The organism is Polaribacter sp. R2A056_3_33, from assembly GCF_019278485.1.
Classification (GTDB): domain Bacteria; phylum Bacteroidota; class Bacteroidia; order Flavobacteriales; family Flavobacteriaceae; genus Polaribacter.
Genome location: NZ_CP058984.1, coordinates 953,098 through 969,864, shown reverse-complemented (window position 1 = coordinate 969,864; position 16,767 = coordinate 953,098). Strand labels below are relative to the sequence as shown.

Annotated in this window: 12 protein-coding genes; 10 read left to right on the top strand and 2 right to left on the bottom strand. The window is 28.5% G+C overall.

The genetic code is table 11. The features are described from left to right. Position 1: 1 nt before the first annotated feature. The 10 genes from H0I29_RS04075 to H0I29_RS04030 are packed head-to-tail and all read left to right on the top strand — an operon-like array spanning position 2 to position 15,148. Entirely contained in the window at positions 2-553 is a 552-nt protein-coding gene (locus H0I29_RS04075) for a hypothetical protein (protein ID WP_218754509.1), read from the top strand. A 48-nt stretch (positions 554-601) separates the two neighbouring features. Then, complete coding sequence (locus H0I29_RS04070; RefSeq protein WP_218754508.1) at positions 602-1,186, top strand: hypothetical protein; 585 nt, start codon at positions 602-604, stop codon at positions 1,184-1,186. A 57-nt stretch (positions 1,187-1,243) separates the two neighbouring features. Further along, a complete protein-coding gene (locus H0I29_RS04065; RefSeq protein ID WP_218754507.1) occupies positions 1,244-5,701 on the top strand; it encodes a sacsin N-terminal ATP-binding-like domain-containing protein in 4,458 nt (1,485 codons plus the stop codon). Beyond that, on the top strand, positions 5,685-8,744 hold the full coding sequence (locus H0I29_RS04060) for a type I restriction endonuclease subunit R (protein WP_218754506.1): 3,060 nt from the start codon (positions 5,685-5,687) through the stop codon (positions 8,742-8,744). The genes H0I29_RS04065 and H0I29_RS04060 overlap by 17 nt, the downstream gene beginning before the upstream one ends. A gap of 32 nt (positions 8,745-8,776) precedes the next feature. Further along, entirely contained in the window at positions 8,777-9,148 is a 372-nt protein-coding gene (locus H0I29_RS04055; protein ID WP_218754505.1) for a hypothetical protein, read from the top strand. A gap of 3 nt (positions 9,149-9,151) precedes the next feature. Beyond that, positions 9,152-9,583: an HNH endonuclease gene (locus H0I29_RS04050; protein WP_218754504.1), complete on the top strand. Its 432-nt coding sequence runs from the start codon at positions 9,152-9,154 to the stop codon at positions 9,581-9,583. A gap of 16 nt (positions 9,584-9,599) precedes the next feature. Further along, positions 9,600-10,934 carry a hypothetical protein gene (locus H0I29_RS04045; RefSeq protein WP_218754503.1) on the top strand — a complete coding sequence of 445 codons (1,335 nt, stop codon included), beginning with the start codon at positions 9,600-9,602 and terminating at the stop codon, positions 10,932-10,934. A gap of 3 nt (positions 10,935-10,937) precedes the next feature. Beyond that, on the top strand, positions 10,938-11,123 hold the full coding sequence (locus tag H0I29_RS04040; RefSeq protein WP_218754502.1) for a hypothetical protein: 186 nt from the start codon (positions 10,938-10,940) through the stop codon (positions 11,121-11,123). Further along, a complete protein-coding gene (locus H0I29_RS04035; RefSeq protein ID WP_218754501.1) occupies positions 11,120-13,894 on the top strand; it encodes an EVE domain-containing protein in 2,775 nt (924 codons plus the stop codon). Before H0I29_RS04040 ends, H0I29_RS04035 begins: the two co-directional genes overlap by 4 nt. After that, the gene (locus H0I29_RS04030; protein ID WP_218754500.1) at positions 13,895-15,148 is read left to right on the top strand and encodes an McrC family protein; all 1,254 of its coding nucleotides are present in this window, start codon (positions 13,895-13,897) and stop codon (positions 15,146-15,148) included. 211 nt (positions 15,149-15,359) lie between these two features. Here the strand turns inward: H0I29_RS04030 and H0I29_RS04025 are convergent, their stop codons facing one another. Both H0I29_RS04025 and H0I29_RS04020 read right to left on the bottom strand, forming a co-directional pair. Next, complete coding sequence (locus H0I29_RS04025; RefSeq protein WP_218754499.1) at positions 15,360-15,869, bottom strand: zinc-ribbon domain-containing protein; 510 nt, start codon at positions 15,867-15,869, stop codon at positions 15,360-15,362. A gap of 66 nt (positions 15,870-15,935) precedes the next feature. Continuing rightward, a complete protein-coding gene (locus H0I29_RS04020) occupies positions 15,936-16,247 on the bottom strand; it encodes a DUF6804 family protein (RefSeq protein ID WP_218754498.1) in 312 nt (103 codons plus the stop codon). Between the last annotated feature and the right edge of the window lie 520 nt (positions 16,248-16,767).

Below are 16,767 nucleotides of genomic sequence, written 5' to 3'. Positions count from 1 at the left end.
TATGGAGGGAAAAGGCAAGCAAATAATTGAAGAAACCAATAAATTTATAACAGAAAAACTAAGTTTATTGCAACCTTACAAACAGCTAGAAATAGCAATAGATGTGAGTAATTTTAATGTTCCAGATTTTAGTTTGCCCGAAAAAAAACGTTTATCAGAATTTGATATAATGATACATCCTTATAAAGAGTTACTAAAAAACAAACCTTGTATTTATGTATTTGAAATAAAAAAAGGAAATACAAAAGATATTATAGAAACCTACAAGAAATTAAATAAAACAAACAAGTCGGCAGTAAAAAAGAAAATAAACTACAAGACTACCTATTTGTATGTTGGAAGAAGTAAAAGCACCATTTTAAACCGTCTAAAAGTGCATTTTGGATATAAAAATACCACAGAAAATGCTTTGCAATTATTGCATTGGGCAAAACCCTTAGTATTAGAATTACGTTTAAATATATATGTTTTTGAGAAAGAAATAGATTTTTTATTACCCTTGTACGAATCTAATTTTTCAAAATCACACCTGCCTTTAATAGGTCATTTATAGGTGCAGATTTTATATACAAGTGATAAAAAAAATTAAAAAAATACAATTATGAAAAAAGAAGAATTATTTAAAAACTTAGATGAATGTTTCAGTTATGCTGACAAAAAAGGCTTATTAGAAAATATACAGGAATATCAAAAAGAAATTTCTGAAGAAGACGCAAGTCGTGATTTTGCAGAATACATTTATGTAAATTTCACTACCTATAAAGCAGATGCCATGGCAGGATTACTGCAAATGATGGTTAGAGACAATCCACAGCTTGCCTTGTTAAAATTTCCAGAGAATTTTTTGTATCGTTTGGTCATTATTAAAGGCTCTACAGATTTATATGAATGCTTTATAGAAGAGGTTATTGAACCTTTTTTAAAGGGTAAAGATAAAGATGATCAATTAGATTATTATATGGATTTGTATACAACAGCAATACAATTGAATGATCATTTTTTTCCAACTTACGTACCTTGTATAAAAGGAGTCGATTTTAATGGTGCATTTAGTACTAATGAAGAGAATTCTGCACTTTCTCTTATTGAAACCGAAGATTTTAAAACAATGGATGATGTGGTTGAAAAATACAACACCATTATTGGTAGAAGAGATATTATTGCAGATTTAGAGAAAAGGAGTTAGGGAGGTTTTGGAAAAGTAAAGGATTGTTATAAAAAAATAAAAAGCTATAAAAAGAGTATGAGTATTAGAGAAGAAGTTGATAAAATAATAAGAAAACGATGGTCAGAACTAAGAAACCCTAATAATCTAATTAGTTTAAATAGTATAGAAAAACAAACCAACCAAGGTTATAATGGTAGGCAATTATTAGAATTGTTTCAAAACTGTGAAGATGAAGGCGCCACAAAAGTTAAAATTTTTTTAGACACAAATAAAAATCTTTTAGAAATAAGTAATGATGGAAGTAAGCCATTTTCGGTAAATGGTTATGCTTCTATTTTTTACCCAGGGCTTTCTGCTAAAGTTTCTTCTGGTTATATTGGTAATAAAGGTTTAGGTTTTCGTTCTATTGTTAATTGGGCGGATAAAATTAGTATTATTAGCAATGATTTTAAATTAGTATTCGATACTTCATTAAAAAAAGATGTTTTATTAAATGAAATAGGTTACTGTGAAGAAGAGTTAACTGAAATAAGAGAAGACAGAAAGTTAAAGGCAGACGTATATCCTTTACCGCTTTTAAATTGTTGTAAACTTGAAGATGTAGACCCTAATTTGGAGTTTACAACCACAATTTCCATAAGATATAATTCAGATTATGAAGAAAGAATTAAAGAGCAATTAAAATCAATTAGTGAAAAAACGCTTTTATTTTTACATAATATTAATACAATAGAAATTGATGGAAACGTTTTAAACAAAACAATATCTGTTACTAGAAAAAAAATTACTGAAAACAATTACGAAATCAATTATAATGGTCAAGTTTATTATGTGATTAGCGATGATGGAGTGGTAGATGAAGACTTGATAGAAGATAAAGATTCTAGCGAACCTAAACGCTATAGTGTAAAAATAGCTTACAACAACGACTTAACTTTTAAGGATAAAGTATTATACAACTATTTTAAAACACAAATTCCTTTCGAGCTTCCATTTGTTGCACACGCCAGTTTAGAGTTAGACCAAAATAGAAATCATAGTACAGAATCAAAGGTAAACCCGTTTATATTAAATAAACTTTTTCAACTGCATTTAAAATTAATTGATGCACTTAAAAATACGCTCACAAAATCTTGGTTGCCTTATCAATCTGTTAATAATGAAATGTTTACTGTTTATAAGCCGTATTCGGATGTTATAGATAATTATTGGTGGAATTTTGAAATATATCCAATACTATCTGGAGATTATGTTAAATCCTCGGTTGCAAAAAACTTAGGAAATAGAATAGCCAATTTTATTCAAAAAAATAATTTAGAAAATCATTTTGGTGAACAACTTGTATATTGTGATTTGCCAATTACACCACAGCAATATGTAGAAAAACCTAAAAACTATAAAGAACTACTTGAAGGTATTGCCGTTAATTTAACTATTGCGCAGCGAGCAGAATTGGTGAGATTACTTTTAGAGATATATCCAAATGAAAAGTTTTGTGTTTTAATTGATGAGAAAGACAAACCTATTAAAGTAGAGGATTTTGTTTTTACAAATAAAACAACAGAAAATAAAGATTTAAAAGTACCAAGCTATTCTAATATTAGGTTTTTAAACCCTCAATTGCATACAAAGCTACTAGAAGAATTAGACCTTCGGTTACAAAAAAACAAATCAAGAAGTTTAAAAGATGAACTAGAAGGGATTTCAAATATTCAGTCTTTTGAGCCACAATATGTTATAAAAAGTATTATAACAGAAACGATAACTTATCTTGGAGAAAATACAGACAAAAAACTTGCAGTAATTAAGGAGTTTTATCAAAAATTGTTTCATAATTATAAGTTGCGAGGAGATAACCCAAAGTTAGATTATGATGCAGTAATTCCTTGTTTAAACCGTGAAAATCGATTAGAAAAGATTCAAAACCTTGTTTTATCTGATGAATTTGAAATAGGTAAATTATCTAAGGAAATTTTTGGAGAATTGTATGATAATAAACTCACAATTGCAAATCTTGAAAATTTAGGTTTAGAAACTGAGAACGCAGAAGAAGTTGAAGCCTTTTTGAAATGGTTAGGTGTAAATCCATTTTCTGTAATAGAGAAAATTAGTACAGCTATTGAGCCTGGTTTTATTCAATATTCAAATAATATTCACAATACAGTAATTCATAGCTATAGTTTATTTAGCATAAAAAACTTTAATAAAATACTAAACAAAGAATCAATTAATATCAATCAAGTTATTAGTTGGCTTTCTCTTGATGAAAAAATAAAAAATATTTTTACAAATTATACTTTATTGCATTCTAATGTAGAAAAATTAAATTACGTTTATCGTAAGCGTATTTATCAAATATCAGATTATCAGAACTTAATTTTCTATAAAATAACACAACTGTTTAATATTAAAGATTACTTAATTACTAGTAAAAAGCAAGAATGGTTCAACCCTTTTAAAATAGATTATGAATATCTATCAAAAATAAATAAAGGGTTAGATAAAACGGAAGTAGATAGAATACTTGTTTTCTTTGGAGCGAAAAAAGATTTTAATGATTTAGATATTAATTATCTTAAAAAAAGAACTCAAGAGCTAGCTAATAAAAATAACAGTAAAAGTTCTCAAGTCTTTTACAAGAGTTTAGTTGGCCATTATAAGAAAAATGAACAATCAATCTTGGATGTTGATTTATATGCCAGAGAAGGTGAGAAAATTGTAGTAAAAAATGCTAATGATATTTATTTTAGTGATAGAATAAAACTACCTGAAGGCTTAACAAAAAAATTCCCAATTTTTTATTATCCTTCACGATCAGGAGGTTCCAGAGCTATAAAAATGTTTGGTTTAACAAATTTGAATGATCTTGATTTAGAAATTGAGACTGAAAATAAAAATGCTGAAATTTCTCAAGATTTTGAAAAGTTTATTAAAGAGATAAAACCATTTGTTTTAGCATTTAGATTAGATAAAATATCAAAGGAAGACGATAAAAACAAACAAGTTAGACTTTTAAATAAGTTAAAAATTAACTGTAGCAAAGAATTAGTTTGTAGTATTGATAAAGAAGTTTTTCAAGTTGAGCCATATAATTATGCTTATTCCAATAATCAGTTTTATTTGCATATTCCAAATGGAGTATCAATAGTTCAATTAAAACAAAAAAAACAGTTTAGGGATAATCTATCCGATATTTTCTTAAAGGTCTTTGATACATTAGATGAAAAGAAAACTTTTGAGTCAATAATAATGCAATCAAAAGAGGATAATATTTACGATGTTAGAAATGAACTAGCAGAAGGTATATTAGAAGATGCAAATATTTTACTAGGGGAAATTAGTATAAGATTATCTGTTTGGAAAACTATTTTCAGACTTAAAGGAATTGATGGAATTTCTGATTTAAATGAGCATAATATAGAGGAATACATATATGATAATTTTCCTGAATTAAGTGAGGTGAAATTATTTAGTTCAGATGATAATATTGATGAAATTGTAAAAATTAGAAATGTGTTCACAATTTTAGATATAGATTTGAAGAGTTATAATGATATATCAGATTACAAATTATCTTTTGATACATTATTTAACAAAGAATTGAATCTATTTTATGATGAAAGAAAAAAATTAGTTAAAAATCAATTGTGGCAATTTCTTTTAACCGAAACAATAGATGAACAAAAACTATTTATTAAAAATGTAAACAAAATAGAACATTTGATAAATGGTTTTTCAATTACACAAAATGAGAATAGTTATAATTTGGATGCTATCATAATTAATGCATTAACAAATTTATTCCCTAAAATAGATTTTGAATTAGAGAATGAAGATTATCCTGAATATGATTTCATTGAAAGTTCTAGCAGTAAGCATTTTTCAGATGATGAGATATTAAATATTAGAAGAGATGAAGAACTTAATAGTTTAATTTACTTTGAAGGTCATATAGATTACATAAAATCTCAACTTGAAGAAAATAAAGAAGAAGAAAAAGTAGTCGATACGATTAATGGTAATGCTTCATTTAATTTAGATATTAATCAGGTACCAGAATTTATAGAAGAGTTTGAAATAATTACTAAAAACAATGGTAGAGAGGAAGAGGCTAAAAATGGTTTTTGGTTAGGTGGTAGTGGAAATAGTGGATTATCTGATAATGACAAGAAAAAACTTGGAAATAGTGTGGAAGAGATTATTAGAAAATATTTATATGAAAGACCTCATTTGTATAAAAATGTTGAACTAATAGCGAGAACAAATGAAAACGAACATTATGATATTAAGTATTATGATGTGCTAAAGAATACACTGAAATTTGTAGAAAGTAAATATTATAATGGCACATCTTTTATGCTTTCAAATGAAGAGAAGAAGTTTGGTGAAGAAAATAAAGATAAATACGAAATATGGCTTGTAAATAAAGATTCAAAAATATTTGCTATTAAAAATATTAAGAAATTAGGTGAGTTACAACCATTAAAATATAAGGTTCAAATTAAGTTAAAAGAATATGCAATCAAAGACTAATGAACAAGCTTTAGAAGCAGCCATAGAAAGAACTTTAACAGGAACTTGCATAGAAGCCATTAAAAAGGATAGTGAAACTGTAGATGCAGTCAACGAAAATGCAGAAATCTATAGAACAGGCAAAGGCTATTATATTGGGCAACCTTCTAATTTTAATGCACAATTTGCCATAGATGAGCAATTCTTTTGGTCTTTTTTAGAAACAACACAAAAAGAAGAGTTAGAAAAACTACAAAAACAAAACGACTGGAAATTAAAAATTCTAAATCGTTTTGATCGTATGATTAAAAAATACGGGGTGTTGCATTTACTTAAAAAAGGCTTGGAAGTAGACGATGCACGTTTTGTTTTATTTTATGAATCTCCTTTGGCAAGTAGTAGTCAGCAAGTAAAAGATAATTTTGAACAAAACCGCTTTAGCGAGACCAGACAATTACGCTATAGTGTAGACAACCCAAGAGAAGAAATAGACATGGTATTGTTTATAAATGGGTTGCCAATTGTTACTATGGAATTAAAAAACCATTGGACAGGACAAAACGCACGCGTACACGGTCAGCATCAATACAGAACACAAAGAGACAACAAACAACCTTTATTACAATTTGCACGTTCTGTAGTTCATTTTGCTGTAGACACAGACGAAGCGTATATGACTACGAAATTAGATGGTAAAAACACGTTTTTCTTACCATTTAATAAAGGAAATAATCACGGTAAAGGAAATCCTACATTGCCTGATGGTGCTACAGGTCATAGAACTAATTATTTATGGAATGAGGTTTTTACTAGAGAAAGTTTAGCAAATATCATTCAGCACTTTGTACGTTTAGATGGTAAAAAGAAAGATCCTATCCAAACAAAAACATTGTTCTTTCCAAGATATCACCAAATGGATGTGGTACGAAAAATAATAGAAGACGCTAGTAAAAAAGGCGTAGGGCAAACCTATTTAATTCAGCATTCCGCAGGTTCAGGTAAATCGAATTCTATTACTTGGGCAGCCTATCAACTGATAGAAACCTATCCAGTAGATGGTAATGTACCAGGAATAAAAGATGTAGAAAGACCCTTATTCGATTCTGTAATTGTAGTTACAGACAGACGTTTGTTAGACAAGCAAATTCGTGATAATATTGCCAGTTTTTCTGAAGTAAAAAATATTATTGCACCCGCATATTCATCCAAAGAACTAAGAGACAGTTTAGAACAAGGCAAGAAAATAATTATTACAACCATTCAGAAATTCCCATTTATTATAGATGGTATTGCAGATTTAAGCGAAAAGCGTTTTGCGGTTATTATTGACGAAGCGCATTCTAGCCAAAGTGGTTCGGCTCATGATAACATGAACAGAGCTATGGGACAACAATTTAATGAAGAGGAAGCTGCTGATGCACAAGATAAAATTGTACAAGCCATGCAATCTCGTAAAATGCGAGGGAACGCAAGTTATTTAGCATTTACAGCAACACCAAAACCGATTACTTTAGAAAAGTTTGGAGTACAACAAGAAGATGGTAGTTTTATACCTTTTCATTTATATTCCATGAAACAAGCTATTGAAGAGGGTTTCATTTTAGATGTCTTAGCAAATTACACTACGTTAAAAAGTTATTACGAAATAGAAAAATCTATTGAAGATAACCCCTTGTTTGATGCTGCAAAAGCACAGAAGAAATTACGTGCGTATGTAGAGCAACATCAACAGACCATTAATACCAAAGCAGAAATAATACTCGATCATTTTATTCCTAAAATAGTCAATCAGAAAAAACTAAAAGGAAAAGCGAAAGCAATGGTAGTAACACAGAGTATAGAATCTGCAATTCGTTATTACAAAGCCTTACAAAGTGTTTTAAAGGATAAAGGACATCCGTTTAAAATTGTAATTGCTTTTTCTGGAACAAAAACGGTAGATGGTATTGAATATTCCGAAGCAGAAATAAATGGTTTTGCAGAAAAAGACACACGAATTAAGTTTGATGAAGATGATTATAGAATTTTAGTAGTAGCTAATAAATATCTTACAGGTTTTGATCAACCTAAGTTATGCGCCATGTATGTAGACAAAAAACTACAAGGTGTTTTAGCAGTACAAGCATTGTCTCGTTTAAACAGAGCAGCCACAAAATTAGGAAAGAAAACAGAAGATGTTTTTGTATTGGACTTTTTTAATCCTTCTGCAGATATTAAAACTTCTTTTGATCCTTTTTATACTGCAACTTCATTAAGTGAAGCTACTGATGTAAACGTTTTACATGAATTAAAAGATGTATTGGATGATGTAGGTGTTTATGAATGGATCGAAGTAGAAAACTTTAACGAGTTATTTTTTAATAAAGCAGACGCACAAGTATTAAGTCCGATTATTGAAAGAGCAGCAGAACGTTTTGTAAACGAACTCGAGTTAGAAGACGAGGATAAAGCCGATTTTAAAATAAAAGCAAAACAGTTTGTAAAAATCTACGGACAAATGGCTTCTATTTTACCTTTCGAAATATTGAATTGGGAAAAATTGTACTGGTTTTTAAAGTTTTTAATTCCGAAATTACCAATAGTAGATCCAGCTATTGATGCCCTTGATGAATTGTTAAGTTCTATTGATTTATCTACCTATGGTTTAGAGCGAGTACGTTTAAATGAAACCATAGAATTAGACGCTTCTGAAACAGCAGTAGATCCACAAAATCCAACACCTAGAGGTGCTTATGGTGGTGGTGAAGAACAAGATCCTTTAGATTTAATTATCAATAGTTTTAATGAACGTTGGTTTCAAGGTTGGGAAGCCACACCAGATGACCAACGTGTAAAATTTATTAGTTTAACAAAATCGATACAAGCCCACCCAGATTTTGAGTCTAAATATTTAAACAATTTCGATGAACAAAACAAGAACATAGCATTTCAAAAGATAATGGATGATGTGATGTCCAAGCAACGTAAACAAGAATTAGATTTATATCGTTTATACGCAAAAGATGATACTTTTAGAACAGCTCTTTTTGATACTATGAAGCGGATGTCGAGTGTAGATAGGTAATTAATAAAAAATATTGAGTTAAAAAAAATACTATGAACAAATACGGACAAACAGCTATAAAGGCTGTACAAAATTATAAAAGCTCTTATTCTATAACAGAAATTTACATTAGAGCTGCAAAAGAGATTTTTGAGACAAAAAGTTCACAAGAAAAAGGATGTCCCAAAGGAACTTTTCTAGGTTTGTGTGAAGCAGGTTTGGTAAAAGGAATTCCAAAAGGAACCTATACAAAATCTATTAAAAATAAGGAATATGCCTTGCAAGCTATTGAAATATTAAAATGGGCAGATAATAAAACCTATACTCCAAAAGAACTTTGGACAGAATTAAATTTAGGAGACAAAAGATCTAATTCTCAAATGGATGTTGTTTTAGCACTTTGGAATGAAGGTTTGATTAATTAAAAAATGGAAGAAAAAAAAAGCAAGTTAAGAAAGCAGTTATTAAAACTAGGATGGGATCATACCAATATTGATTTAGGCCTAAGGGCTAATTGTAAATGTGAATATTGTGACAAATATTTATTTGAATCTGTAGATAATTACAAATTATGGCAAGTAGATCATATTATACCCAAAATTTCTGGTTATAAAGATGTAGAAAATTTTGATAATAAAGCTATTTCTTGTGTACAATGTAATACAGCATTTAAAGGAAAATGGAATCCTGCAGATCAAATTGGCTATAATAAAATTAGAGAAAATTACATTGAAGTTATAAGGAAATATATAAAAGAGAAAAGAACAAAAAAGGAAGCAGAATTATCTGAAATAAAAGAAATATTTAAGGAATTAGAAATATTAATAGAATCGACCGAGATATACACTGACAAAAGATAATTCAAGGTATTTAATTATGACATATACAGGAGGAGACATAAAGAGATTAGGAACAAGAATTGTTGAGTCTGCAGGTGAAATAAATTCTAAAGATTTGACTTTATTGCAAGATTTTAGAACCTCTTTTTCTAAACCTTTAACATATACTTTTAATAAAATAATTACGATTAAAAATAATGTAAGACAATCTGCTATAGTTGCTTTTAGACTAAAAAGGATTAGCACCATTATAAATAAAGCTATACGAGAACCTGATATGAACCTTTTTAGGATGGGAGATATAGCAGGAATACGCTTAATATTAGAAAATGACAGGGAAGTATATAAGGCATTAGAATTAATCCAAGAACAATTTGAACAAAGTGGGAAAATTAGGGATTATATAGAAAATCCAAAAAAAATTGGATATCGTGGTATTCACATCTACATAAAAGATAAAGATTCTGGTAAACGAATCGAAATTCAAATTCGTACTAGTTCTCATCATAACTGGTCTACTTTGGTAGAAATAACAGATTTACTTTATGAAACTAGATTAAAAGAATTAGGTTATGACTCCGACCCTAAGTTTTCAGAATTTCATTCGTTAATGTCAAGTGATAAAGAACTTACAGATGATGAAGCTGATCTTGTCTATGAAATACTAGAAAAATATAATTTTATTACAGACTTAAGTAAACTATTCAGAAAAAATAATAGAGCTGTTAGAAGTCAATGGGAGAAATTACGAAAAAAAAGTAAGTATTTTTTAATAGAGGCTTCTAAAACAGAGGTACCAAACTTAAAGGCATATCAAAATTATGAAGATGCTGAAAAAGAATATTTTAAAGCTTATAAAGAAAATGAGAATACAGAGATTGTTTTAACAGCAATTAGTACTCCTTCCTTTAAGCAAATTTGCATTGCTTATGCTAATTATATACTTTCTTATCATACATTTATAAAGGACGTAGAACCAATTATAAAAACACTTGCCATAAGAGCTTTAGAAGAGAAAAAAATATCAGTTTTTAAAAAAATATTTAAAACTTATGAAGAGCTGCAAGCAAATTTAATTTTAGACATTATGTTTGATAGTATGGAGCTGTTTACTGGAGAAATAAGAGATAATAATTTAGTAATTAAATCTATGAAGACTTTAACTAAGACTAAAGAAAAGTTACTAAAAAAAAGGTTTAATGATAGTATTCGTGAAAGATCAAAGAAACATAATGAGTTTATGAAAGGAATAAATGAATATGCTCCCAAAGGAATTATATCTAAATTAAATTTTAAATTATTCTTAAAAAAACAAGATAGTAGAATGGATGAATTTGTGAAAAAGCAGAATATAATTTTTGAAGTAGAATAAAATATGTTTAACAGTTTATTTAAATTATATCGAAGTAATAATGAAAAAAGCCCATTAGAAGGTTATAATATGGAGTGTTTTAAAGGGATATTAGAATTTTATCCTGATATTTTAAAGCCTTTTATTGAGTTTTTAAAATTACCTGAAGGAAACTATATTGTAAAATACTCTAGAAAAGTACAATTATGATTAACTATAAAGATTACGAAAAGAAAGTTTATGATTGGCTTATGCAAAAGCATGAAGTTGATCCTAGTTTTACGTTTTCATTGAGGCAAAATGCCTCTAAAGGAACAGAGTTAGATTATTTTATAGGAACAGAAAAATCTAATTATTTTGGAATTACCTTTTGGACATTACCAATTTCTTACCCAGGATCATCCTCTGACTGCATTAATTTAATTTTTGAATCTAAAAACGATTATTATACTTACAAATTTGAGTTTACGCAAACAAATTCACCTCAAGATGCTCAGAATAAATCAGCTTTAAACCTTATTGAAGCTATTGAAACTCCAATAAAAGAAAAAATTGTATTACAAAGAGAAGGATCTCGAGATAAAAAAATGTTTGCCTATGTAACTAAACAACGCACTGATAGTTACACAGATTTAAACAGTATGCTTGGAGATATTGAAAAAGATTTAGAAATAATTATACCAATAATTAACAAGCATATTCAAATAGAAAAAAAAGAGAATTCAGAATTTGAAGCACATAGAATTTCTACTAAAGAATTTCAAAATATGCAGGCCAAGTTAAAAAAGCGTTTTGAAAAGTATGGATATATCAATAAAAATGTTAATTACTGGATCTTTCAAGGAACCCCTGATATTTACAACATTACCAATGCCTTAAAAGCAGCACACCTAAAAAGTTGGAAAGTAGCAGCGCATAAAGACAAAATTAAAATAGGTGATAAAGTTATTATTTGGCAAACAGGAAAAAACGCAGGTTGTTATGCTTTGGCAGAAGTTATTTCTGAAGTAAGTGTTTTTGAAGAAGAACCACATGAACAATGGTATTATACCAATAAATCGGATGCTTCGGCAACAGATCGTGTGAAAATTAAAATTACAGATTACTATGCAGATAGTCCAATATCCGATGAAGACATAAAAGGGAATCCCTGTTTTTATGATTTTAAGGCAGGTAATCAAGGCACCAATTTTAATGCAAGAAAAGAACAATATGAGGAAATAAAGAGTTTGTTTAATTCTAAAAACTCATTCGAAAAAGTAAGATCAAAACTAGATCCATCGATTTTTGAGGAGTTTATTTCTTTTGTAAGATCATTAATTAAAACATTTAACTTAAAGCCCAACGACCCAAGGATTGTTTTTAGTGTTAGAGGCTATAAATTAAACTTTATTGTTGGTCAAAAATACTGTGTAAATGTTTACAGTTCTAAAAACAAACAGAATTTTGGGCTTATATCTACTGATAAATTATCAAATAATAATGAGAAATTTGCAGGTAAGTCCCCCCAAACCTTTTACAATTATTTAGATAGCCTTGTGGTTGGTGAAAAAGAAAAGCAAAACGTTTTAGAGGCTGTAGAATCAGTTTTGGATAAAACAACTAAATCTGGTTATTCTAAATCTAATGATATTGAATTTCAAAATTACGTCTTTCAAGTAGAAGCTAACGAAGAAAAAAACATGAAACCAGCAACAAACCAAATCCTTTATGGCCCTCCAGGAACAGGGAAAACGTTTTATTTAAAAGATCAATTGTTTGATAGATATACTCTTAAAGAAAATGCGATTACCAAAGAAAAGTTTTTTGAAGATAAAATAACGAATTTAACTTGGTGGCAAGTAATAGCAATTGCACTTATTGAAAATGGAACATCTAAAGTAAATGACATTCTAGAGAATAGATGGGTAAAAACAAAAGCATCTTTATCAGAATCTAAAAATGTGAGAGCTACAATATGGGGAACATTACAAATGCACACGATAACTTCTTCAGAAAATGTAGCATATAAACAACGTCAAAATCCGTTAATTTTTGATAAGAATAATGATAAAATGTGGCAGTTACTTGAAGAAGAAACAAAAGAGCAAATTCCTGAAGTATATGATATAATAGATGAGGTTAACAATTTTAAAAGCAATAATGAAACAGTTATAAAAAATTACGATTTCGTAACATTTCACCAATCTTTCGCTTATGAAGATTTTATAGAAGGAATCAAACCTGTTTTTCCTGAAACAGAAGAAGAAACTAAAGATTTAGGATATAAGATTGAAGATGGTGTTTTTAAAAAATTGTGTATAAAAGCGAAGAATGATCCTTCAAATAGATATGCAATTTTTATTGATGAAATTAATAGAGGAAATGTTTCTGCTATTTTTGGTGAGTTAATAACGCTTATTGAAACCGATAAACGAAGTGGCGCTAAAAATGAAATGAGTATAAAGTTACCATATTCTAAAAAAGAATTTAGTGTGCCTTCTAACTTGGATATTTATGGTACCATGAATACCGCAGATCGTTCTGTAGAAGCATTAGATACTGCTTTAAGACGTCGTTTTGAGTTTAAAGAAATGATGCCAGATTATACTGTTATAGAAAATGAAGAAGTAGATTATATTAAGCTATCTGAAGTTTTAAAAAAGATAAACGAGCGTATAGAGTTATTAATAGATAGAGATCATGCCATTGGTCATTCGTACTTTTGTAAAGTAAATTCAGAAGAAAAACTAGCCAAAGCTTTTAATACTAAAATAGTGCCTTTATTGCAAGAGTATTTTTATGGTGATTATGGTAAAATAGGATTGGTGTTAGGAAAAGGATTTGTAGAAAAGGAAAAAAATGATGCTATCAATTTTGCTGATTTCTCGTATGAAAATTCAAATGATTTTAAAGCGCCTTCATACCTTCTAAAGCAAGTAAATGAAGATAATGTAATAGAAGCAGTTTTATCATTGTTAGGAAAAAAGCAAGCGGAATAATTGATAAGAAATAAGACAATATCGGTTTTTGAACACCAACGTTTGTATGTGGGTGAGGAAGGTTTTAGGCAAGTACATTTAGATGCGCTATTAAAACTGAACGAATATCATGATGGTAATTATTTTGAACCTATTGCAAAAGGGATCAAATTTAATCAGTATGTTGGGGTAATTCAGGTAGATGGTTTAACTATTGAGATTCACCCAAAAGCAGATAAAGAGGATTCAGATACTAAATGGAAAGGTGTTTTATTAAAAATGTTACAAGCATGCGGAAAGCTTAAAGCGGAATCTTCTGGAGCAGCACATGTTAAAAGACAGCACCTTAATTTACTAGAAGTTTATTTTGAATTGTACTTATTAGAAGTAGAAAGTTTGGTTAGAAAAGGTTTGATAAAAAACTATAGAAAGCAAACACAAAATACAAAAGCATTAAAAGGTAAATTAGAATTTGCAGGACATATTCGAAAAAACATCGTCCATAAAGAACGCTTTTATACTACGCATCAAGTGTACGATAGTAATCACTTTTTACATCAAGTATTGCAAAAAGCATTAATTATTGTTACTCAGTTTACAAACGGAACGAGATTACAGGATTTAGCAAACAGAGTGCAGTTAAATTTTCCAGAAGTAGATCAAAAAACTATTACCGAAAAGCACCTGAATGAAGTTCGGTTAAATAGAAAATCTGTAGGATATGCGAATGCATTGGAGTTAGCGAGGTTAATTATTTTAAATTATTCACCAGATATATCAAGCGGAAAAGAAAAGATGTTGTCTCTATTATTTGATATGAATGAATTATGGGAAACCTATGTTTTAAAGCAGTTACAGAAGGCTTGTTTAGGAACTGATATAAAAGTGTCAGGACAAGAATCTAAATCCTTTTGGGGAGGTAATAGTTTAAGACCAGACGTTGTGTTACGTAAAGGTTCGCAAACATTTATAATCGATACAAAATGGAAAAGACCAAAAAACAATACCGCTTCAGTAAGTGATTTACGTCAAATGTATGCGTATTGTCGTTTTTGGGATGCAGAAAAAGCATTGTTATTGTATCCTGGAGATCCCCGAGAAAATAGTTTTAAATCGTACTTAACAGATGACTATATCTTGGATAAAGAAAATCATTCACAAATTAAACATCAATGTAAAATGGGGTTTGTTTCTGTTTTAGAGGATGGGGAGTTGGATGAGGTTTTAGGGGTTAAGGTGTTGAAGTTATTAGTTTTGGGATTAAGAATTAAGTAAGTTGTAAAGGTTTGGCTAATAGTTTCTTACCATATTATAATATGATAAATAAATCATAAACTTCTTCTTCTTTTAATTTGTATACCAATTAAATAGAACCAGCTATTATTCCATAAACACCTCCAGTAAATAATAGAGCTACATAACTAAAATATATATGATCAATTGTTTTTTGTTTTCTTTTACGATTTCTACTGTGAGCTGTTCCTAATTATTTTTTTTCGTTTGTAAGATTTCTTTTTTCTATCTCACTTTTAACAGCTGTAATCATTGCAGGTATATATTTATACCTTTCTTTAAAATAAATAGTTAATAATTCTTCATCCGTTTTTTTTGATGCTAACTCTTTACATTCTTTTCTTTCTTCAGGTGAAGTATTTAACTTATTTATTTTTGCTTTTTCTATAATTATATTTATTTCATTTATTTTTAAATTTCTTTCTTGCGCTGTAATTTCATTTTCTGAAAACAGCCATTCAATGTCTAATTTTTTTTTATAATTTATAAAATGTTTCTTGCTTAAAATTTCTTGATGATTACAAATCTCACACATGATCCTATAATTACTTCCAATAGGAATAATTGGTATGAAAAATAGAGTGAAATACTTCTCTAATTCTAATAAATTCCATTTTGAAATATTTAAACACTTTGGGCATTCACATTTATCGACAGAACCTAAAATATTAGGTTTATTTTTGAACCCTATTGGTTGTATCATTTTATATAGATGTGTTTTTTTATTGATTTAAGAAAAGTTATTGTACTAAATAAAAAAAGCTAGGACTTAATTATTTCTTTTAGTGAAAAATAATCTTCCTGAACTTAATATAAGTCCAATACCAACAATGACGTCTACAATGTTCCATAATTCTCTTCCAAGTGCAATTTTGAAGAAAGGTTGAAATAGAAGAGCTAAACTTGTAAAAATAATCATTTCTGAATTTTTATTTTCTTCCTTAGCTTTATAAGCTAAAAGCCCAAACCCAATTAAGGATAAAAAGCGTACAAATTCATAAAATCCATAAGGCATTTTTAACAAACACAAAAACAGAAATACTGCTAAAGTAATTTTTATTATTGTTCCACTATTTTTCATTGTTTCCATCAATTTTTTAATATAATTTTTTAAAATTCAAGTAAAATTTATTTATCAGAAAAGTCCTCTTAAAGTCTTGGTGATTATGTTAACTTATTTTGTGCTAAATAACTCTCAAAATCATTAAAAAAGATAACTAGTTTTAAGCAAATAATATCTAAATATGGTAATAAATAAACCTTTGTCTATTGTAAACACTTCATTCTATTTTTGATAAAAACGAAAGGGGTAGGTTGCTAAATAAATTATTTTCACTATCAACTTCCCTAAAATCAGAAGTTAAACTTAAACTAATCAATTCTAAATCACAAACCTTTACTTATATGTCTTAATATCTATATAGAGAATAATATTTGTCATTGAATAATATTATTTGATATTTTAAATGAATCCATACCAGATAAAAACTTATTTCTCCATTTTTTTATTGAATACAAATTTAATGGTAAAGTGGGTAGTTTAGATTTAAGAAAGTCCTTATCAAATATAGCTAAAACAGTTATAAAAGAGGCAGGGAATC

Excerpts from the sequence above, each read along its gene's own strand:
- H0I29_RS04075 (WP_218754509.1), top strand. The coding sequence starts at position 2 with ATGGAGGGAAAAGGCAAGCAAATAATTGAAGAAACCAATAAATTTATA.
- H0I29_RS04070 (WP_218754508.1), top strand. The coding sequence starts at position 602 with ATGAAAAAAGAAGAATTATTTAAAAACTTAGATGAATGTTTCAGTTAT.
- H0I29_RS04035 (WP_218754501.1), top strand. The coding sequence starts at position 11,120 with ATGATTAACTATAAAGATTACGAAAAGAAAGTTTATGATTGGCTTATG.
- H0I29_RS04045 (WP_218754503.1), top strand. The coding sequence starts at position 9,600 with ATGACATATACAGGAGGAGACATAAAGAGATTAGGAACAAGAATTGTT.
- H0I29_RS04025 (WP_218754499.1), bottom strand. The coding sequence starts at position 15,869 with ATGATACAACCAATAGGGTTCAAAAATAAACCTAATATTTTAGGTTCT.
- H0I29_RS04055 (WP_218754505.1), top strand. The coding sequence starts at position 8,777 with ATGAACAAATACGGACAAACAGCTATAAAGGCTGTACAAAATTATAAA.
- H0I29_RS04065 (WP_218754507.1), top strand. The coding sequence starts at position 1,244 with ATGAGTATTAGAGAAGAAGTTGATAAAATAATAAGAAAACGATGGTCA.
- H0I29_RS04020 (WP_218754498.1), bottom strand. The coding sequence starts at position 16,247 with ATGAAAAATAGTGGAACAATAATAAAAATTACTTTAGCAGTATTTCTG.
- H0I29_RS04060 (WP_218754506.1), top strand. The coding sequence starts at position 5,685 with ATGCAATCAAAGACTAATGAACAAGCTTTAGAAGCAGCCATAGAAAGA.
- H0I29_RS04040 (WP_218754502.1), top strand. The coding sequence starts at position 10,938 with ATGTTTAACAGTTTATTTAAATTATATCGAAGTAATAATGAAAAAAGC.
- H0I29_RS04050 (WP_218754504.1), top strand. The coding sequence starts at position 9,152 with ATGGAAGAAAAAAAAAGCAAGTTAAGAAAGCAGTTATTAAAACTAGGA.